The organism is Leptospira ognonensis (genome assembly GCF_004770745.1).
In the GTDB taxonomy this organism is placed as follows: domain Bacteria; phylum Spirochaetota; class Leptospiria; order Leptospirales; family Leptospiraceae; genus Leptospira_A; species Leptospira_A ognonensis.
In genome coordinates this window covers 1-19,685 of the sequence record NZ_RQGD01000022.1, presented here as the reverse complement: position 1 = coordinate 19,685, position 19,685 = coordinate 1, and the positions used below count along the sequence as shown (strand labels likewise).

Genomic DNA, 19,685 nt, shown 5'->3' with positions numbered 1-19,685 from the left:
ACTTAATCTGTGACGAAACCGTCCGCAATCGTATTGATCGATTGCGAGACGAGATTCATCTGCTCGCTTAGCTCTTTCAAATCTTCCGCGTTGATCGCTAAGGATTGCGCTCCACCTGACAGGCTATTGATAGATACCATCATATCTTCCGATGCTTTTTTCTGTTCACGACTTGAAAACTCTATCATCTCTGCCATATCTTTTAGTCCGGAAAGTTCTATATTTATATCTGACATACTACGTGATTGGCTTGTCATTTCTTCCGAAAGCATTAAAACATAATTTTTTACTTCGCCTGATTGGCCTACGATTTGACTAAGAACTGATACGGTTTCTTCCACATGGTGTGCCCCATTGATGACAACGGAATTACTTTGGTCTACGAGCTTCTTAATATTTTTAACAGAGTCTTTCGTTTTGTCTGCAAGTTTTGATATCTCCTCGGCAACGACTGCAAAGCCTCTTCCCGCATCTCCCGCTCTTGCCGCTTCGATACTTGCGTTTAATGCAAGTAGGTTTGTTTGCTCTGATATATCATTGATCAGATCGACAATGCCCGCAATGTTACTTGTTACATTGCGAATCTCTCCCATGGCAGTGTGTGTGGCCCCTACAGATTCATTTCCCTGTTGCGCAAGGCCAAAGGAGGAAAGAGCCTGGGCATCTAAATCCTGTAGTAACGAATTCATTTTGCTGTGAGAGCTTTCGATGATTTTCATTTCTGAAACGATCTTAAAAATATTTTTTGTTTCACTGCTGATCGATTCGAACATAAGTTCGAAACTTGTAGTCAATTCCTCAAGGGAGGCAGCCGACTCCTCTGAGGTGGCAGCGAGCTCTGTCGCAGACTCCGAAACGGATAGCGCTTCATGATTGATGCTAACTGATGCTTTATCAGATTGTTTTGCCGATTTTTTTAACTCAATGACTATCGCGTTTAATTTTTGTAAGAATCTGTTGATGGATGTAGAAAGACTGGCGATCTCATTTGAACCAATCACTGGTAATTTTTTTGACAAATCAGCTTCCCCACTAGAAAGTTCCTCTACTTTTTCGAGGACTTTTTTTAGAGGGAGGTTGATGCTTTTGATGACATAGAGTGCCAATACCATAGAAACAAAAAGTAAAATCAGGACGAAAACTAAGGAGATATATTTTGCTTTTGAGAATTTTTGGATTCTGATTTCAATTAATGCCTGCAAGTTGGCAACTGCCGTCGATTGAACTGCCTCTCCGAGAGAAATACCACTGGTGATCAATGTAAGACTTGGATTCACATCCTTTGGTTTATCCAGATCGGATAACAACAAATTTTTAACTCCTTCCATATAAACCAAAAGATCATTGTGAAATTTATTTTTAGCTTTTTCGAGATCTGCAGAGATGCTGGGATTTGCATCGCTGCTTTTTTTAAATGCATAATGGATCTCCTCATCGATGTGTTTCAATCTTTCAATTGCTATTAATGATTTCGCTTTGCTAGCTTCTGTAAACTTAGGGTTTTTGATTTTTGAGGCAGAATACTCATCGAGAAGGATCGAATTTAGATTGGCGATCGTCTGCCAAATCTCCGGCGTGCGAAATAATGTTACATCCATAAGATAGTAAGTATCTACGTCTGGATCTAAAATCAAATTTGAGTTATCTCCAATTTTTAAGGAAAGCGTTTTGGCAGCTTGGAGGAAGTTTAAAATTTCATCATTTGATAACTGGTCAGCCTTTGCCACCTGGTACCAGTGGATAAATTCAATATCATTTTCATTTACAAGTTTTGATTGCAAGATGAGTTGTGAATTTTTTTCGATGTCAGTTTTTAACTTAGAAAGTGCTTCTGTTCCATTTTCATAAATGCGATTTCCGTTTTGAATGGAGTCGTAGATGGGCTTAAGAGAGGTGATGCCCAATATTTCTTGGTTTGCAAATTCGATCGCTTTGTTTTGCTCAGCAATCAGTAAATAGAGTAAAAAAAAGATCGGAATCAAAAGGGGAGCAGGAAGCAATAAAAGTCGTTTTTGGATCGTTAGATGGTCAAGAAATTTTAACATATTTAGAAGCTCCATACCATGGGACGTTTTTAAAAATATTTAATCTAGGAAAAATATAAATTTATAATAAAAATATAATTGTTTGTTTCTTTAGTAGGAGTACAGAATAAGATCAGGAGTTTCCCTATGAATCATAAACTATCCGTATTCCTACTTAGCTCTACCTTTTTGTTAAATCATTGTGCATCGTCTGGTGAGGTGCAAATGAAAAATAAAGAGGCATTGTATCTAAATTGTATGGATACATTTAAGGATGAAGTCAAGTGTAAATCGTTTTTGGATAAATCTGAAACCGAGCTCGTCTCTGCAGAAGAAAAAAGAAAACAACAGGCAGCAAATTTATCGAAAGAGCAACTCGCAGGATTAAAACTTCGCAGTGAAGTAAAAGATACTCTACCTGGAAAGAACAATGTCTATGTACGAAACTATTTGGGTGATCCGGATGAGATCAAATACTATGGTGAGAGAATCTATTGGGAGTACTACCGACCTGTTTGTAAATTCAGCCCTGACGCCGATCCAGATGAAAAAGTGACGGTCATCTTTAGAAAGATTCTCGTGGAACGAGTGGAACATATCAAACCAGCTTCTGCCATTGAAGAGGGTGCTAGTTTTAGAAAGATTCTATCGCCTGAGAGCAAGAGCGATGTGAAAAAGATGAATGGTATCGACACCGTAAAATAAAAAAAGGGAGAGATTGCTCTCTCCCTGATCTTAAACTCGCGAGATTCTTAATAAATTAAGAGACCAGTGAGGTTTACTTTTGTTGCTGTTGTCGCTGGAGCAATTGTAACATCTGCCGCATCGCACTTTGCTTTGATATAACCTGAAACTACTTGCCCAGCCGTCGCAGACGAGAACTGAGGTAGGTTACAAGGTTGGATCGGGTCATTCACTGCTTTACGAACACATTCTCTCAAGGCAGTCATTTGCTCTGTGATCGTTCCATTGGCAGCAGGTAGTGCGCTTAAAGTTGCCTGTGCACATCCTCTACCAGGGTTGAAGAGTTGGACCGTTCCCGTCACACAAGAGTTAGCCAAAGTGTATGCAGTCAAACAGATCGTCTGGTTGTCGTCTGGTGCGGCAGGAGTGTTTGCTAGATAAAGCAGAGCCGTATCCACATTCCTGTCGTCGCTAGACTCACTTTTGCAACCTGCCATGATCATCCCCATTGAGAGAAGGATGAGAAGCATTGCCATCTTTTTCATTATGTTTAGTTTCATTTTTTTCTCCTTAGAACTTCGCCACGGCACCAATGATGATTCCGTTTTGGTGGGATGCTGGTCTTCCATGAAGATCCACGAATTGGTTTCCAGGACCGTAATCTCTTCTCAAGTCAACTTTGATCTGGAGGTTTTCCGTAAAGTTGTATGTTGGAGTGAAAGTGATGGTTCTGATCTGACCAAGGTTACTCGGAGTAGGTCTTGAACCTAGAGTTTCTTGGAAGCGAAGGTCATAACGATCAGCCGGAGTTACGTTCCAGAGTGGAGGGTTGACCGCGAGGATCCCACCATAACGTTTGTCATCCAAATATTCATAACGGAAACCGAGAGCAAACTTTTCTGTGAACTCATACTTTGCTTGGAATTGGTACGTTTGGTAGACTCGTTTCACTTTGTTTGGACGAGTGAGAGATGTAGAGTCTGTGAAACCAGCAGTGACAAGCCCTTCTGGAAGTGCTGCAACGTCTGCATCCGCAAGGCCAGTTGCAGATTTGATGCTTCCTCTGGAAATACCAGCTTCTTCATAACCGAAGGCTGCGGTGTTGGATTGGCCAGCTCTCTCTCCATACGTATAGTCAAAAATCGTTGTTAAACGATCAATTGGCTTAAAGATGAAGATCAAGTTTTGGATCACCCAATGGTCTGTTTTGAAGCTTGATTGTTGCGCAAAGCCACCATTACCCAATTTGTTGTTTAGGTAGTAAAGAGCGTTGTTGTCTCTTCCTTTGATGTTGTCATTTGCTGAAAGTGTGTTCCAAACAAGAGTCGCAGTATCAGTAAAGGCATACTTCACTTGAGTTCCAATCGCTCTTGTTGGGTTTGGACCGTCCGCATACGCATGTTGTTGTGTGCTTGCTAAACTAGGAGCGTTTCCTGAAGTGTTATCTCCATAAGCAGTTAAGCCATTGTAGCCGAATTGCTGACCGTTTCCAGTATAACCAGTTCCTTGTGCGCTGTTATAGAGGTAAAGAGAAGTGGATAACTTGTCTGTAACCTGTAAGTTGGCACGAGCACCGGTGTGGATGAAGGGGATTGTGTTAAAGAACACATACCCAATGGTGTAGGCGATATTGTCTTTCGAGTCGAGGACCTCAAGACCAATATGCGTAGCCATCTTTCCTGCATCTACTGTGAGCCCTTTTAGGACTGGGAAGAAGAAGGAAACATACGCCTGTTGCACCATTTGCATGTTGTGCAAAGAGTTAGTCGTTTGGTAAGGACGCTCTTGGTACATATTGTTCTGTCCATTTTGAAGGTCCATTCGAAAACCCCAAGGGCTTTCTTTATCCGCTAACTTTTCTGCTGATAACTTCACTGCATTCACTGCGAACTGTTTGTTATACGTATGGAAAGTTCCTGCTGTATCTTGAGTCGCACCTTGCCGGTTATTTGTTGTATAATTATAGTATACATCTACATAACCGGAAAAATTGACCAAGTCGTACCAAGATTTGTCTTTTTCTTTTTTATCAGCCGCTTGCGCGAAGACAGAACCTTGGCTTAATAGAATAGTAACCGCCGTTACTAAGAGAGTATATTTATTTCTCATTTGCCATTTCTCCTATGGGAATGATAGTGCAAGTTGTGTACCAGGTAGGCAGGGTAGCTCAGAATAAAAATGTAAAACGGAACAAATCAACGTGTACTAAAAGCAAATTGAGTATTTTTTGCACAAAAAATAGTTAGAAAAGTTCTAAGTTGCGAATCCAACCGAGAAGAAAATTACAATTTGCTTACAAAAAGAGCACTTTGTTCGCAAAGTGTAGATAATTCGTTATTTTTTGGCACCCTCAAAACGAGGTCCATGAGGTGACTCAGCAGTGCTCCGTAGCGCGCTTTCTCCAAGTGAGGAAAGTGTGCTTGGATTTCGTTTCCATTGATTTGTAGATCGGAAAGCAGGAGTGGTGGTTTCTCGTTCCATAGCGAAAGGCCTTTGGCAAGCCAGGACCAGGAGAAGGTAGCAAGAGCCTCCCAAACGAGCGGAAAGCTGGCATTTCTTTGATGTAGGTGTGTTTTTAAAGGGACGAGAAAGCGTTTTCTGATTTCGTAATCATTTCCCTCCTCATGGAAGGACCTTGTTGTGCAAATCATTTGGAGGATAAAGGCTGCATCCTTGGTTGCCGCATTGGAAAACTTGAGTTTCTGAAGCCAGGTTTCCCACTGTTTCGTATCGCAAGTCGGATGGAGGGAATGGCACCAAATCCCCATCATATAGCCAACGTTGGATTTTGGAAAGGAGTCGAGTATGCGTAAGGATGCCGGATCTAAAACAAAATCGACTGGAACCTTAAAATCTGATAAAAATAGAGATAGTATTTTTTCCTGCAAAAGAAGGTCTACCATGATCGCTGGATTTTTACCTTTAAGTGACTTGGTGATTTCATCTTGCAGGCGCTCTACCGAGATTTTTGCCGTGATGTGATTTGTAGCTTTGATCGCAAGCCTGGTTTGCTCCTCAATTTGAAATCCGAGTACAGAAGCAAATCGAATCGCTCGGATGGGGCGGAGTCCATCCTCAGAGAATCTATGAATCGGGTTTCCGATCGTTCGTATGATGCCTTTGTCTATGTCTGCTTTGCCCTGATGCTCATCGATGACCTCACCGGTCTCTAGGTTCATAGCGAGTGCATTCATCGTAAAATCTCTTCTCTTTAGATCTTCACTGAGAGACGTGCCAAAGATAACTTTATCTGGATGACGACCGTCGGAATACTCCTGATCGATGCGATAGGTTGTGATTTCATAGGGTATTTGATCTAATAAGATCGTGACCGTACCGTGTTTGATTCCTGTTTCAATTACAGATTTAAAGAGAGTTTTGATCACGTCTGGTCTGGCGCTAGTGGTCAGATCGTATTCTTTAGGTACCTGATTCCTATAAAGGTCACGAACTGAACCACCGACTAGGTAACATTCGTGTCCGGCAGAAACTATTTTTTCGTGAATCAGTTTTAAATGGCTAAGGAAAGGTTCTGGAACGGAGAGAGCCAGATTCATTGGCAATTTTTACATATTCCCCTAAATACGATTTCAACAGATTCGGTTTGAAAACCTTTCAAGAGTTTGCTGCTGGGGATCCCGTTCCATGGATCATCAATGCATTCGATTTTTCCGCAAGTATTACAGATGAGGTGGCCATGGGCAAGAGAGACAGTGCGACCGCCATCCTCTTTTAGTTCAAAGTAAGTCACTCGATCCGTCGAATGAAGAGAGTTTAGTAAATTTTTATCTTCCAGATCAGCTAAGGCACGATAAATGGTAACTCGATCCCATGATTCGTCCTTTGGCAACTTTTCCATGATTTCATGGTGATTTAGTGGTCTACGAGACTCCTGGAGGATAGATATGACTTTCTCTCGGTTTTTGGTAACCTTTAAACCAATCTTTTTCAGGATCTGAGATGGATCTCCAATCTGCATAATTTGTTTTCTTTCGAAATGCATAACCTGTCTATTCTAAATTCACGCTTTGCTTCCAGATTTCGAGATAGCGAATACCCAGCTCTGTTCGGGTTCGGAGGAGCTGTTCAATTTCCTCTCGCGTCTGTTTTGGAAGAATGACTTTCGTAAAAATTAATTCCGTTTGTCTATGCAGGATGATTTCAATATTCTCTATGCTACTAGCAAGTGCACTTTCGCATTCACTGTTTCTGGTCGCTTGCAAACTTGGGTTTTCATAACAAAAAATGGCTAGTCTAAAAACCGAGCTTGTCCGCTTTAGCTCATCAAACTCATCTTCGGTGGAAGGTTTACAACTAAAAAAAAAGGCGAGTAAAATCGTCGCATAAGAAAAACGAAAGATCACAGCTTGGTATCCTGTGCGATGTTTGCTAAGGCATCGGCCCTTGAGTTTTGCTCTCTTGGAATGTAAATAATTTCGAAAAAATCAAAACGGGTCTTTAGCTTTTCGCAGGACTGCTTAATCGTGAGCAATCCAGAATTTTTGACCTTATATTCACCTTTCATTTGTTTTACGACAAGTTCGGAATCTAATTTAAATTTTACTTTAAGTTCATCTCGAGCAATCGCTTCCTCCATGCCCCGTTGTAAGGCTTTCCATTCAGCGATGTTATTGGTTGCGATGCCAATTTTTTCGGCGATGGAAAAGATTTCCTCACCTTCATGAGTTTGGGCAGTGATACCAATGGCAGCTGGCCCGGGATTTCCCCTCGATGATCCATCGCAGAAAATGAAAAGTAGCTCTTTATTACGCATTCGTAGTTAAAATTTACCGAATTGGAATGCGCTCAAGGATAAAAGTGCGAACTGATCGGAAAAAAAAGTCACTCATTTAGAAAAGTGACAGACATGAAGGTTGGGGTATGTTATGGGGAAGGTATGGGTGGCGGGGGGCTTCCCCACCCTATCTAGGGCGGGGAGAATAAATACTCACCTAACTTTAATTAAAATCAGGATCTCATATGACTACTCCTTCTCTAGAACTCTCTGGTGCTTTACTCATGTTCCAAAATCGATTAAAAAAATTGAGGAAGGAAAAAGAGAAGTGGGCCAAAAGGACAGAAGTCGAAGCATTCCGAATCTACGATGAAGACATCCCGCAAGTTCCTGTGATCTTAGATCGCTACCTCGATTATTTTGTGTTATATGACAAAAGTTCGCTTCGTTTTCAAACGGAAGATGAAAAAGAACTTCGGTTTCAGTCTATTGCGAACATTGTCTCGGATGTTTACCAGGTCTCGATGGAGAAAATTTTTTTAAAAACAAGGAAAAAACAAAAGGGTAGAGATCAATACGAAAAATTGGATTCTGAGTCCAAGGAAATTACCATTTCTGAAAATGGAAATCAGTTTATCATTAACCTTTCAGACTACTTAGATACGGGACTTTTTTTAGATCATAGACTAACGCGAAAATGGTGTAGCGAAAACGCATCGGGAAAACACGTTCTAAACTTATTTTGTTATACGGGTTCGTTCTCCGTTTACGCTGCCATGGGAGGAGCCATTTCCGTCACGAGTTTAGACATGTCAAATCGTTACATTGAATGGGCCAAACGAAACTTGGCACTGAACGGAAAATCAGGGAAACAATATGAATATCTGACTGTTGATGTTTTGCAATGGATACGGGATGAGGCCAAAAATCCAGAAAGAAAAAGATATGACATGATCATTCTTGATCCTCCGACTTTTTCAAACAGTAAAAAGATGAGTGAGGAATGGAATGTTGAAGAAAACCATAGAAATTTTATACTTACACTTTTAACGAAATTTTTAACACCTAGTGGTGAGATTTGGTTCTCTACGAATTTTAGAAAATTCACATGGGCCATCCCAGAAGAGGAATGGACGGAACGAGGATATCATTGTATCGATCTGACTCTACAGAGCATCCCAGAGGATTTCAGAGATAAAAAAATTCATCGACTTTTCAAAATCAAACCTATTGAAACATAATTTTTAATTTTCGATAAAAGGTTCAATTCGCTCCGCAAGGATACGCCGATTTTCTCCGGATTGCAATGCGAGGACACCTCGAAGGATCGCCTGACGCTCGTTGCTTTGGCGTTTGGCATTTGACTTCAATTGGTTTGATAAAGGAAGAAACAGTAGGTTTGCAAAGGAAATTCCATAGAAGGTTGCGATGAATGCGGTCGCAATACCTTGTCCCAGTACTTTTGTGCCACTTTCTAAATTTTCAAGCACGGTGACCAAGCCTAAAACCGTTCCGATGATGCCGATTGTCGGTGAAAAACCTGCGGCCGTTTCAAAAACCTTTGCTGACCTCATATCTTTCTTTTCTTGTTCCTCGTGCGCTTCCCATAAAATTTCCTCAATGGTCCTTGGATCTGAGCCATCTACGATCAATTGTATCCCTTTTTGTAAGAAAGGATTTTGCAATTTTTTAGCATCTTCTTCGAGAGAAAGAAGGCCTTCTCTTCTCGCTTTTTCCCAAAAACGGTAAAAAGTATTCTTTAGGTCGAGAGGCTCTCTTTCAAATAAACTGGCTTTCAAATCTCGTATAGCGGTTGCTATTTGAGATAGAGAGTAAGATGCTATCGTAGCACCAATCGTGCCACCAGCGATAAGTAAAAAGGCAGGCAAATGAAAAAAAGATCGAAGAGATGCTCCTTCGAGTAAAATCGCGACGAGTACGGAGAGTATAGCGGCAAGGATACCTAAAATCGTAGGATGCATTATTGAATACGTGCCTCTCTTTGTTCTGGACGTGCATAAATTCTTTTAGAAGATTCCTTCTTTTCTGCTACTTCATTTTTAAGTCGATCCCAAATCACGGATTGTGGGTTTTCTTTTGCTCTAGTCAATATCAAGGGTTCGGCATCCTTCCAATTTTCTTGGTTTAAATACAACCTAACTTTTACAAGTTCCAATTCACTTGATAGTAGCTGTAGATTATGAAATTTATAAAATTTCTCAAGTTGTTCCATTGTTTTTAAAGCATTATTCCAATCACCCAGTGATTCAAACATCGGCAATAGAGTATTCCAAGCAAATTCTTGAAACTCGATTTCATTTGATAAATCTTCAAGGATAGGAATAAAATCTGGTTCTGGTGTGGTATACTTTAAACTATTAAAAGCAATTTTCAAAAGATCTTTGTCTGGGGGTTCAAATTTTCTGGCAATGGCAATCGCATCAAGCGCCAGTTTATTCTGTCCAATCTCATAGTAGTATTTTGCATAACTGGCATAAGATGCATAGTACAAGTGTTTGATGAGTAGCGAATCTTTTCTTAAGTCGACACCAGAAAATTTGATGATACTGTCCAAGACGGCTCTAGATTCATCCAGAGAGGCATTTTCCAATCGCTCTTGAAAATATTTAAACTTCCAATCCTTGGGTAATTGGCTTGTGAATTGGATAGGATCTGCCATATAAGGTGGGTAGTAGACATCAAAGCCCCAAAAATTGGTTCTTCGGAGAAGAGAAAGGGCACTAATGTGGGGACTCACATTCGTTTTTTTACGGGCGATAAAAATCAGAAACTGATGCTTTTCTTTGCTCAATCTTTCAATATATGAAATAACCTGCGATTGGTGATTTTTAAGACCCAATATTACCGTTTTATCTTTAATTTCAGCTTTTTTTGGTAAGAACGGATTCGATTTAAAGGGAAGAATGGAACCGTAGTAAACATAAGCATTCGCGGATTCTTCTAAATTTGAGATTTGGTAGGGAATCGGATCATAAATCTCTTTTTTCGAAAACGGAACATTCGTCCGAATGGAAGGGGGATAAAAAAAGATGAATGCCGTAAGTGAGGAGATCAAAAGCATAATCAGCTGAGGATAACGAACGATATGCTTTTGCAGAAGATATGGATAGGTCAGAATGGGCGCAAAAAGTATTGCCACTATCGATCGAATGCTAACCATAATATTCCAATGGTATAACAAGAGTGATATGACTACATAAGCACTTGTCTCCATGGCGACAAAAACATATTCTTTTTGTTTGGTTTCATTCGGTTTGAAAAAACCCACCATACCCGCAAGAATGATGCATAATGCGATGTAAAAATAATTCCAATACGATTGGTAGATAAAAAAGAAAAAGGAAACGACCAGCATGATTCTTCCGATAAGATAGATTGCTTTCGTTTCTTTTTTTATTCCAGTCACAAGTGAGAGAATTCTTCCAAAAAAAACTGCAAAGGAGATAGATAGTATCAAGGGAATTTTCGGCCCTGGTTGAAAATATAAATGTAAGGTACAATAGGCGAGAAGCAACGATAATGCAGATCGATAAAATGGTGCGAATAGCGGGTGTTTTCCGATCTTCGATCTAATTTTATAAAACCTCAGGGAGAAAGCGGATTTGTTTAAGAACGTACTTAATAGATAAGATTCCAAAAGTAAAAAAATAATGATCAAAATAGATTTTAACGAGGAATTATGTGTCGGATCAAAAAGGGAATGAAATGTAAAAAGAGTAATACCGAGTGCAAAACTAAGGAAACGATAGTCCTTGATGGAGCCGCAATAAAGACCAGTGACAAAGGCACAAAGTACTGCGCCGACTAAGATGAGTTCGAAGGAGAAAATATAATCAATTAAAAAATCCGAAGAGCCCTGTCTCTGGAACCAGAATATCTCAAGAGCAAGCGCAAAGATGAGAGCCACCGTAAGTGGAACTGGAATGGCTTGGGAATACTTTCGAAAAATAAAACCAATCCCAAAAAAAAGTATGAGTAAACCTTGTAATATTGGAAAGGCAGAATCACTCGTATCGACTAAGTTGAGTTCGCTTGAGGCGATAAAAAAAAGCAAAGAGAGGAAATATCCCAGGGAGAGACTTAATGCAAATTCTAGAAACGGAAATAGTCCCGTTTCCCAAAAGCGTTTCCATTGTGATTCCATTCCTACTCCATTCGTGAGAATCTTTTTTAAAATACAAGGGAAACTATAGAAATTGCCAATTCATTTGGCAGTGCACAAAAATCGTTGACCTAAATCTGGGCTTTAAGGAGATTGGTAGAAGTCATGCTAACGTTTTTATCATTTTCTTTCCTCGCCATATACGGCATCGATATCCTTCTGCTTTTCTTCTTTGGATTGCACACGTACCTAATGATCTACCTCTACAGCCGCTATAAGAACAATTGTGCGGAAGATGAGACCTTGCTTCTAAAGAAAACGAACAAAAAGTTACCAATTGTAACCGTTCAGCTACCGATTTTTAATGAATTTTATGTCATAGACCGGTTGGTTGATGCAGCATGTGCCTTGAGTTATCCAAAAGAAAAGCTTCAAATTCAGGTTCTAGACGATTCAACTGACGAAACCATTGAAAAGGTTGCTGGACTCGTGCGTTCTTACCAAAAGAAAGGCATCTGGATCGAGCACGTTCATAGAACCAATCGGATTGGGCATAAGGCTGGTGCCTTAGAAGAAGGGATGAAAAAAGCAAAAGGTCAATTCATTGCCATTTTTGATGCCGATTTCACTCCCGAACCAGATTTTCTACTCCGAACCATGGGTTATTTTGCGGATGAAAAGATTGGAATGGTCCAAACACGTTGGGGCCATTTGAATGAAGATTATAATATCTTAACCAAAGCCCAAAGTTTTGGGATTGATGGTCATTTTATGATCGAACAAGTGGCTCGCAATGGTTCCTCTCTTTGGATGAATTTCAACGGAACGGCCGGCATTTGGCGACGCACTTGCATAGAGGATGCTGGCGGCTGGGAACATGATACGCTCACGGAAGATTTTGATCTTTCCTACCGTGCCGAGCTCAAAGGTTGGAAATTTCGTTATATTAAGGATGTGGTTTGCAAGGCGGAAATTCCTGCAACCGTCAATGCATACAAAGCCCAACAATTTCGTTGGTGCAAAGGTTCGATCCAAACGGCTGTCAAACTTTTGCCTAGAATCTGGAATTCCAATGAGCCTTGGAAGATCAAAGCAGAAGCGATCACCCACCTGATCAATTATTCTGTCCACCCTCTCATGATTTTGAACATTTTACTGACAGCTCCGCTTCTTCTCATGGAATATTGGGCAGGTTTTAAAATGGATGACCTACCTATGGAGATCCTATTTGGATCGGCGGCGCTACTTTCGATTGGGTCTCTCGGTCCCGTGATCTTTTATGCCTATTCTCAGAAGGAAATTTACAAAGAATGGAGAGCAAAGCTCGTGTATTTGCCGGTTCTTGTGATGATCGGAACTGGGATTGCGGTCATGAATACATATGCTTGGATGGAAGCCGTTTTTGGGATCCAGTCTGGCTTCAAAAGGACTCCCAAACTTCGAATTGAAAGCGCGGGTGATAATGTCAAGGAACGGATGAAATACACGGTTCCGGTCGATTACCGTGCGATACTTGAATTTTTCATGGGACTTTATTGTCTTCTCTGCATCTATTTATCCTTTCTTGTCGGAAAACCTTATGTCGTAGGCTTTATGCTCCTCTACTCAATCGGATTTTTCTACGTATCCTTTCTTTCTGTAGCAGAGTCGTACTGGAAATTTAAGCCAGCATCCAAAGAAGAGAAAGAGGCAAGTGCCCTTGCTTAGGACAAGCTAGGGGTACTTACTTGACGAATCGGGCTATTTTTAAAAGCTGTACATTCAACTTAGGTTAGGGGTCTTCCATGAGTGAAAAAGTCTACTGTGCGAACTGCTTGCATTGCGTTGTTGTTCGCCAATACGAATCAGAACAAGACAAATACATACTTCGAGTCAAATGTAACAAGAAGAAATGGTCAAAACGTTCTGGAGAGGAAAAGCTCTATAAATATTTTACTGTCGCCAGAAGGATGCAGACAAACTGCGAATTCTACGAAGAGATGGGAGAGATTTTACCTTACATTAAAAATCTCAAAAAAGAACTCCCAATCAAAGACGAAATTTACATGGTGAAAGCCGTTTAGATTCAGTGGCTTTCCCAAGGCTTCCTCGTTCGTTTACTCGGAAGTTTCACAAAACTGAAAATAAACGGGAACGGACGATCCAAGGTAACTTCTTAATCCCAGTTCCAGCTGGAAGTCAAATCTCCGATGATTTCCCTAAGCGTGTTGCGCTTGGGGAAATGATAGCCAATACAGAAAATCTCCGCATTTTATCACCAGTAAACGGGATAGTCGACCTAACGGAAGAGAGGTCGCATTTCCAGATCAAACAAGATGGTGCTTGGACTACGACCTCTCCGTTTCTAAGACGTGTAAGTAATTACGAGACTTTTCTTGAAGATTGCAAAAAAGGTGCACTTGCCTCTCTCGATTTCAAGGATTTGCCTCTAGATAAATATTTTTCCAGTTTTCAAAAAACTGATTCCTTCGAAATATTTTTAGCTCCCTATAGTCGATACAACAACCTTCCGTTTCTCAGCATCATCGCCAAAGAAATGGCTGAAGCATTGCTTGAGTTCAGTCAGATGTTAGCTGAGATTTTTCCAAATGCCAGGATTCATAATTTTTTAAATACTAGCGGTCTATCTTTTACTCATCCAGATGGCATTCCTGAATATTTTATCTCCAAGCATTCAAAGAAGGATATAAAACAAATCACGTCGGATATCGAATCTAGAAAACTTATGTATTTAGGTCCGGAGACTATTTTTCATATACTGAGAATGGTGTATTATTTAGAACCATTTACAAGGCGTCACCTATATGTGTGTTTGGTGGACAGAAAAGGCAGAATTGATACGGAATCTCGTTATTTTTTTCTGAATAATGGTCAATCTTTAGATTTTATAATTCAAAACTTTGATAAACGATATAAGGTCGCAAGCTTTGAATCGATGTATGAATCGGTCTCCCCACATGACATACATTCTCTTGGCAATTTCAATATCTATCAGCATAATATCCTAGTACTTTATGAAAGATTACCTGTAATTAGAAACGCATTTCCTTGTATCGATTGTTTTGAATGCAATACCTACTGTCCGACGGATGCGAGTCCTTATTCGGTAATCAAGGGAAATGCCGATGATTTTATAAAGTCTCGGTGCATCGAATGTGGCATTTGTACCCTCCATTGCCCTTCAGGAATTGACATTCGGACAAAAATTGTCGGAGCGAAACTAGCTTAATATGCTTAGAAATCTTTATATTTTATCTGAAGGTAGTTGGGCTATCAAATCTGCTGAAATATTTGCAGACTTATTTTATACATTATTGGTTTCTGCTGTAGCCGTATCATTCATTGTTATACGTTCCGATATTTATTTAATCCCTTCAATCGAACTCGCAATTTTATTTATCATCTATGGTTTTTTTCTATATCGAAATAAATTACAAAAATATCCCATTGCTCTTCTTTCACAATTAGCTTTACTGCTTCTTGTTTTACCAATCGCATATTTGCAGCCTTTACTCATTTTTTTATCTGTTGTGTTTGCATTTTTCCTTCATTGGCTCCTTGAAAAAAACTATAGCTTTCGCATGCATTTGGTTTTTTATCTGCTATTTTGTTTTTTTCTTTGGGATGCATTCCTGACAGTTCTAGGTTATCCGTTGCGGATTGCTCTCCCAAATAGTTTGGTTTTTCCTTTATTCCAAAACATTGAATCCAAATCTCTTGGACCACTTTTTTCCTTACCTTGGTTAGTTGGTACACAGTTTGAAATTTCTGATTTTCGTTCAAACTTCGAATATCTTTCTACTTACATTTTGATGGGCATTTCCTTGGTCGCTTTTAGAAGACCAATTCTGATATTTTACTTTTTTGGTTGGGTGGCAGTTTTTTTCAGTTATAGTTTTTTAATGGCAAAGCTTCCTTTTCCCTGGATTTTAAATTTTTCTTCGATTGCCTTCCTGTTGCACATTGCACCTGGACGAAATTTTTATGGTTCCTTTTATATTAGCCTAATTAGTTTTTTAGTTTTATTGCCGATAGCATTGGTATTGGGTAAAATAGGAGGGCAACCGATCTTGGTACTCCTGATTTTTTTCCCGTTAGAAGCGTTACTTGTGAGGGTTTTTCTTGGAAAATAATATATCCATTAAAAGTATGGAGGAAAGCATACTCCTATGAATCAACTCCTGGAGATTCTCGAACCCCAAAATATCATTTTTGATTTCACCGCGACCTCTAAGGAAGAAGCGATCCGAAAGATGATCTCGCATATGGTTCAAAACGCTACACTTGATTCCTCTCACGAAGAGGATATCATTGTATCCCTTCTTAATCGAGAAAAATCAATGTCTACAGGTATTGGAAGTGGAGTCGCGATTCCACATTGTTCTGTACACTTTGTAAATGAATTAAAGTGTTCGATGGCGATCGCTCCAAAAGGTATCGACTTCGAAGCTCTTGATAATGCCCTTGTTCAAATTTTTATCATGCTTATTGTTCCGAAAAATAAATTTCAGGATCATATCAAGACCCTTGCTCTCATTGCAAAAACACTTAACATTCCGGAAGAAAGAGAAAAGCTAATCAAATCTACAAATTTTGATGAAATCAAAAAGGCATTTCTCTCGGCAAATTAAGCCGTGCGATCGGAAGCCCTTCGATTTTTTATTTTCGTATTTGCCTTAAGTCTCATTGTCAGTTCCCTAGCAAGTTTTCGATCAAAAGACAAAATTTATACCTATGCCGATGGCGGTTTAACCATTTCCGAAAAAACGACAGCATCGATCGACATCTGGAAAATTCTGACCGACTATTCCCAGTTCATACTCTCCTTAACAAACGGAAGCGCTAAGACAGCATCAGGCGAATCTGTATATACGCACATTGGAAGCCGGCTTTTACCGACATTTCATCTGGCGATATTTTCTGTTCTGTTTGGATCAATGACAGGGGTATTTTTATCGTTATATACGATCTATAGACGAAATAAAATCTTTCATCATACACTTGTTCGCTTATCGGAGGTGATCTTATCAACACCTGTGTTTGTTTTTGCCATTTTGTTACTGATTGTATTTTTTTATCAGCTAGATCTCTTTCCGCCAGGGGGTTATGAGTCTTTTCAAACTTATTATGTGATCCTTCCCGGAATCGCTCTTGGAATGCGTGTATTTGCTCGAGTATACTTGTTTCAAGCAAAAGAAGCGTGGAATGAGTCTAGCAGTAGTTTTGTTCTCTTGTTGCAAACGAGAGGATATCCATGGAGACATATCGTTTTTACAGAAATATTTCGTAAGGTTTTTCCTTTGACTCTCATCGTGATCATGCTAGATTTTAGTTCCTTAATTTCTGGAGCAATGATCGTTGAAGAAATTTTCTTTTTTCCGGGTATAGGAAAATCACTTTTTTATTCCATAAAAGCGATGGATACTGTTTTGCTCGCCACTTTACTTTTGTATATTGGAGTTGTTTTTTATATTGTAAATCGAATCGGGTTCCATTTACAAAAAGTTTTAATCGGGGAGAGACATGAGCAAATTGTTTGATGGGAATGCTCGTAACATTGTAAGAATCTCTTTTTTCATGTTTTTTCTAATAGGATTAGTAACGTTTCATGCACCAAATTCTGTACGTTTAGAATTTGCGAACTTAGGATCATTTGAGACCATAAACCATCCATTTGGTTGTGATAGATTAGGAAGAGATAATTTTGCGATGTTTGCGTATGGTAGCTTAGGAACGATCATTGTTTGTATCCCAGCCCGAATCTTTACACTCATATTCGCTTCGATTTTTGCGTTCTTAGGAAATATTCAAATGGCAAGGTATAGTCTGGTGACTGACTTATTCTCATCCATTTTTTTAGCATTACCTTCTCTGTTAGTTGCTCTGGTAACAATCGCAATCCTTCCAGACTCTCAGTTTACGATTATCATCTCCATTGTCCTTGCTGACTGGGCTATGAGTTATGAAACCATGCGAGGTAAATTGAGCGAAATCAGAAAAAGTGGATTCAGCTCTGCTTCGAAAGCGTTAGGTGGTAGTTCCCTGCATGTATTTGTTTTTCACACTATACCTGCTTTGGCATCCACCCTAGAGTTTCTTTTTTTAACGGGAATTCCGTCCGTGATCATGACAATCGCATTATTTTCTTATCTAGGTATCAACACAAATCTTTGGGATCTCGGACCAGGCCTCGGCGAACAAATTTCATTTTCTAAAGATTATTTTAATAAAACGCCAGTTTCCGTTTTGCTTCCCATCATTTGTGTGATAGCTTTGGTATATTCCTTTGGTAGGGATGAAAAATAGGATTCATGTTTTTAAAGATATTCTCCTTCATTTTAATTTCTAGCCTTGTTCATGTTAGTCTATATCCGTTGTTTGCGGTAGACACATATTACAATTTTCCAGAAGTTTCGATCAAAGGGGAGGCAACTTTTGAAAAGAAGCGAAAGATATGTGTCTTTCCGTTACGCACCTCTCAAAAGGATCCAAAATTTCAGTATCTCTCAAAAGGGATTCCATCCGTTTTAGTTTCCGAGTTAAGAACACTTGAATTCATCTATGTAGAGTATCCTCATCAGGAAGTAATTTACCACTCCTTTGGAAAAAATCCGCAATATTCGATGCAGGAACTCGTAGATAAAAAAGGAGAAGGCATTAAACGAAAAAAGAAGGAAATCTCAAGTGAAGCTGATCTTGAAGATCTGAGAAAAGGTAAGAAGAGCGTTTCTCCTTCGCAAGACCCTCGTTATGTCAAAGTCGAATTGAAACTTCTAACAGAGATTAAGCCTCCCTTTGCAGAGGATATTTATGCGCACGCAGCAAAGTATGAATGCGATTATTCTTTAACTGGGGATTTTGCCGCCTCCGAATCAAAATTAAATGTAAATATTGAGCTCTTCGATGTTTATGAAGGAAAAGTACAGAAATTTTCCGAGGAAACAAGTTTTATCCGAGCCTACCAAGAGCTCACACCTCTTGGCGAAAGGATTCGTTTCGCATTGCAAGGTAAGGAAACAACACTCGTGCAGGTAGAAGCACAAGGATTGGATTCCTGTCTTGTCTATTTGGATGGTATCTATTTAGGAAAGACGCCCGTCACTTCTAAAAAATTTCCTATCGGTAAACGAGAGTTATTTGTCTTCAAAGAAGGATACTTTCCATATAAACAATCCGTTATTCTGGAGCAAGGTAAAACATTCTATCTCGATGTAAAACTTGTAAAAATTGAAAACACATCCTTTCTCAGTGTTAAGACAGTTGAGGAAGGAGCAGATGTGTTTTTAGGCGTTACCTATCTCGGAAAGACACCTCTCGAAAAAGTTTCGATTCCTGCTGGAGCCAATCGTTTAAGAGTCTCCAAACAAGGGTTTGTTGATGCATTCCGGCCTGTAAATGCAAAACCAGGAGAAAACTCTATTTTTGAAATCCAGCTAAGGGAAGGAAAATCAGAAATTTACTATCCTAACAAACAGTATGTGTTTCTCGATTATTCGTATAAAGATTTTGCGACGTATTCCCTTTATGGCTCTCTATTTTTTTATGCTAGTTATCTTTACCTAAATGTAGCCTCTCGAAGAGCCTACGAGGACAGTCGCTCGCAGATCAATTTAGTAAACGCCACTTCCATCGTAAATTTCTACAACGGAAACACGACAAATGAGTTTCTTGGTTGGTATTTTTACCAAACACAATTGATCGAAGCCGCAGAATCCAAAGCGCAGACTCTAAAACACATGGCTGGAACACTTCCGACAGAAAATCGAAGGGATCGCAAGTTAGTCGGTGGACCAATGGTCTATGGAATGGGTTTCATGCTACTGGCGGCCGCCACTTTTTTTTGGTTAGGTCTCGACGAAGAATCTTATGATATCGGATTTTTACCTTATACACCACAAGGTGGAGCGGGTAACCAGCAGCTCCCGAATGGCAAATCGAATCTGGATTCTTACAGTTACATTCAATACAACTACCGATTTTGAGAAAAAAAAGTAGAAAATGACAAACTTTTTAATGGAAATGGATTTGACTCTAGACGTACATTAAATACTTTGGTTTTTACCACACCACCTTCGCGGTGAGTGCTTGGGAGCTTGGCGAGAGATCGTGAAGCGAATTT

The 19,685-nt window shown here is 39.6% G+C and carries 19 protein-coding genes; 10 read left to right on the top strand and 9 right to left on the bottom strand.

Annotated elements, in window-relative coordinates; genetic code table 11:
• Positions 1-2: 2 nt before the first annotated feature.
• Entirely contained in the window at positions 3-2,045 is a 2,043-nt protein-coding gene (locus EHQ58_RS06050; RefSeq protein ID WP_167883551.1) for a methyl-accepting chemotaxis protein, read from the bottom strand.
• Between the two features lie 126 nt (positions 2,046-2,171).
• On the opposite strand from EHQ58_RS06050, the gene EHQ58_RS06045 reads away from it, so the two are divergent.
• Entirely contained in the window at positions 2,172-2,729 is a 558-nt protein-coding gene (locus EHQ58_RS06045; protein ID WP_246047192.1) for a hypothetical protein, read from the top strand.
• A 47-nt stretch (positions 2,730-2,776) separates the two neighbouring features.
• On the opposite strand, the gene EHQ58_RS06040 is transcribed toward EHQ58_RS06045, so the two are convergent.
• From EHQ58_RS06040 to EHQ58_RS06015, 6 genes are all read right to left on the bottom strand, one after another.
• Positions 2,777-3,268 (bottom strand): hypothetical protein, encoded by a 492-nt coding sequence (locus EHQ58_RS06040; RefSeq protein WP_135622984.1) that lies wholly within the window; start codon positions 3,266-3,268, stop codon positions 2,777-2,779.
• A 10-nt stretch (positions 3,269-3,278) separates the two neighbouring features.
• On the bottom strand, positions 3,279-4,817 hold the full coding sequence (locus tag EHQ58_RS06035) for an outer membrane beta-barrel protein (RefSeq protein WP_135622983.1): 1,539 nt from the start codon (positions 4,815-4,817) through the stop codon (positions 3,279-3,281).
• A gap of 173 nt (positions 4,818-4,990) precedes the next feature.
• Positions 4,991-6,265 (bottom strand): CCA tRNA nucleotidyltransferase, encoded by a 1,275-nt coding sequence (locus EHQ58_RS06030; RefSeq protein WP_135623315.1) that lies wholly within the window; start codon positions 6,263-6,265, stop codon positions 4,991-4,993.
• Positions 6,262-6,687: a Fur family transcriptional regulator gene (locus tag EHQ58_RS06025; protein ID WP_135622982.1), complete on the bottom strand. Its 426-nt coding sequence runs from the start codon at positions 6,685-6,687 to the stop codon at positions 6,262-6,264. The genes EHQ58_RS06030 and EHQ58_RS06025 overlap by 4 nt, the downstream gene beginning before the upstream one ends.
• A gap of 31 nt (positions 6,688-6,718) precedes the next feature.
• Positions 6,719-7,072, bottom strand: coding sequence for a hypothetical protein (locus EHQ58_RS06020; RefSeq protein ID WP_135622981.1), 354 nt, complete (start codon positions 7,070-7,072; stop codon positions 6,719-6,721).
• On the bottom strand, positions 7,069-7,482 hold the full coding sequence (locus tag EHQ58_RS06015) for a ribonuclease HI family protein (RefSeq protein ID WP_135622980.1): 414 nt from the start codon (positions 7,480-7,482) through the stop codon (positions 7,069-7,071). The genes EHQ58_RS06020 and EHQ58_RS06015 overlap by 4 nt, the downstream gene beginning before the upstream one ends.
• Before the next feature lie 206 nt (positions 7,483-7,688).
• Here EHQ58_RS06015 and EHQ58_RS06010 point away from each other — a divergent pair, with 206 nt between their 5' ends.
• Positions 7,689-8,684, top strand: coding sequence for a class I SAM-dependent methyltransferase (locus EHQ58_RS06010; protein ID WP_135622979.1), 996 nt, complete (start codon positions 7,689-7,691; stop codon positions 8,682-8,684).
• A 3-nt stretch (positions 8,685-8,687) separates the two neighbouring features.
• Here EHQ58_RS06010 and EHQ58_RS06005 read toward each other — a convergent pair whose 3' ends face one another.
• Both EHQ58_RS06005 and EHQ58_RS06000 read right to left on the bottom strand, forming a co-directional pair.
• On the bottom strand, positions 8,688-9,425 hold the full coding sequence (locus EHQ58_RS06005) for a motility protein A (RefSeq protein ID WP_167883550.1): 738 nt from the start codon (positions 9,423-9,425) through the stop codon (positions 8,688-8,690).
• Positions 9,425-11,608, bottom strand: coding sequence for a hypothetical protein (locus EHQ58_RS06000; RefSeq protein ID WP_135622977.1), 2,184 nt, complete (start codon positions 11,606-11,608; stop codon positions 9,425-9,427). The genes EHQ58_RS06005 and EHQ58_RS06000 overlap by 1 nt, the downstream gene beginning before the upstream one ends.
• 123 nt (positions 11,609-11,731) lie before the next feature.
• On the opposite strand from EHQ58_RS06000, the gene EHQ58_RS05995 reads away from it, so the two are divergent.
• The 8 genes from EHQ58_RS05995 (at position 11,732) to EHQ58_RS05960 (ending at position 19,548) form a co-directional block, all read left to right on the top strand.
• Entirely contained in the window at positions 11,732-13,273 is a 1,542-nt protein-coding gene (locus EHQ58_RS05995) for a cellulose synthase family protein (protein WP_135622976.1), read from the top strand.
• Positions 13,274-13,350: 77 nt separating this feature from the next.
• Positions 13,351-13,629, top strand: coding sequence for a hypothetical protein (locus EHQ58_RS05990; RefSeq protein WP_109020131.1), 279 nt, complete (start codon positions 13,351-13,353; stop codon positions 13,627-13,629).
• Between the two features lie 158 nt (positions 13,630-13,787).
• Positions 13,788-14,795, top strand: a complete 1,008-nt coding sequence (locus tag EHQ58_RS05985) for a 4Fe-4S dicluster domain-containing protein (RefSeq protein ID WP_135622975.1) — start codon at positions 13,788-13,790, stop codon at positions 14,793-14,795.
• Position 14,796: 1 nt separating this feature from the next.
• A complete protein-coding gene (locus EHQ58_RS05980; protein WP_135622974.1) occupies positions 14,797-15,699 on the top strand; it encodes a hypothetical protein in 903 nt (300 codons plus the stop codon).
• A gap of 36 nt (positions 15,700-15,735) precedes the next feature.
• Complete coding sequence (locus EHQ58_RS05975) at positions 15,736-16,197, top strand: PTS sugar transporter subunit IIA (protein WP_135622973.1); 462 nt, start codon at positions 15,736-15,738, stop codon at positions 16,195-16,197.
• 3 nt (positions 16,198-16,200) lie between these two features.
• Positions 16,201-17,106: an ABC transporter permease subunit gene (locus tag EHQ58_RS05970; RefSeq protein ID WP_135622972.1), complete on the top strand. Its 906-nt coding sequence runs from the start codon at positions 16,201-16,203 to the stop codon at positions 17,104-17,106.
• The gene (locus EHQ58_RS05965; protein WP_246047191.1) at positions 17,090-17,872 is read left to right on the top strand and encodes an ABC transporter permease subunit; all 783 of its coding nucleotides are present in this window, start codon (positions 17,090-17,092) and stop codon (positions 17,870-17,872) included. Before EHQ58_RS05970 ends, EHQ58_RS05965 begins: the two co-directional genes overlap by 17 nt.
• Positions 17,873-17,877: 5 nt before the next feature.
• On the top strand, positions 17,878-19,548 hold the full coding sequence (locus tag EHQ58_RS05960; protein WP_135622971.1) for a PEGA domain-containing protein: 1,671 nt from the start codon (positions 17,878-17,880) through the stop codon (positions 19,546-19,548).
• Positions 19,549-19,685 lie beyond the last annotated feature (137 nt).

Coding starts and splice junctions, on each gene's coding strand:
- EHQ58_RS06050 (WP_167883551.1), bottom strand. CDS start 2,045: ATGTTAAAATTTCTTGACCATCTAACGATCCAAAAACGACTTTTATTG.
- EHQ58_RS06045 (WP_246047192.1), top strand. CDS start 2,172: ATGAATCATAAACTATCCGTATTCCTACTTAGCTCTACCTTTTTGTTA.
- EHQ58_RS06040 (WP_135622984.1), bottom strand. CDS start 3,268: ATGAAACTAAACATAATGAAAAAGATGGCAATGCTTCTCATCCTTCTC.
- EHQ58_RS06035 (WP_135622983.1), bottom strand. CDS start 4,817: ATGAGAAATAAATATACTCTCTTAGTAACGGCGGTTACTATTCTATTA.
- EHQ58_RS06030 (WP_135623315.1), bottom strand. CDS start 6,265: ATGAATCTGGCTCTCTCCGTTCCAGAACCTTTCCTTAGCCATTTAAAA.
- EHQ58_RS06025 (WP_135622982.1), bottom strand. CDS start 6,687: ATGCAGATTGGAGATCCATCTCAGATCCTGAAAAAGATTGGTTTAAAG.
- EHQ58_RS06015 (WP_135622980.1), bottom strand. CDS start 7,482: ATGCGTAATAAAGAGCTACTTTTCATTTTCTGCGATGGATCATCGAGG.
- EHQ58_RS06010 (WP_135622979.1), top strand. CDS start 7,689: ATGACTACTCCTTCTCTAGAACTCTCTGGTGCTTTACTCATGTTCCAA.
- EHQ58_RS06005 (WP_167883550.1), bottom strand. CDS start 9,425: ATGCATCCTACGATTTTAGGTATCCTTGCCGCTATACTCTCCGTACTC.
- EHQ58_RS06000 (WP_135622977.1), bottom strand. CDS start 11,608: ATGGAATCACAATGGAAACGCTTTTGGGAAACGGGACTATTTCCGTTT.
- EHQ58_RS05995 (WP_135622976.1), top strand. CDS start 11,732: ATGCTAACGTTTTTATCATTTTCTTTCCTCGCCATATACGGCATCGAT.
- EHQ58_RS05990 (WP_109020131.1), top strand. CDS start 13,351: ATGAGTGAAAAAGTCTACTGTGCGAACTGCTTGCATTGCGTTGTTGTT.
- EHQ58_RS05985 (WP_135622975.1), top strand. CDS start 13,788: ATGATAGCCAATACAGAAAATCTCCGCATTTTATCACCAGTAAACGGG.
- EHQ58_RS05980 (WP_135622974.1), top strand. CDS start 14,797: ATGCTTAGAAATCTTTATATTTTATCTGAAGGTAGTTGGGCTATCAAA.
- EHQ58_RS05975 (WP_135622973.1), top strand. CDS start 15,736: ATGAATCAACTCCTGGAGATTCTCGAACCCCAAAATATCATTTTTGAT.
- EHQ58_RS05965 (WP_246047191.1), top strand. CDS start 17,090: ATGAGCAAATTGTTTGATGGGAATGCTCGTAACATTGTAAGAATCTCT.
- EHQ58_RS05960 (WP_135622971.1), top strand. CDS start 17,878: ATGTTTTTAAAGATATTCTCCTTCATTTTAATTTCTAGCCTTGTTCAT.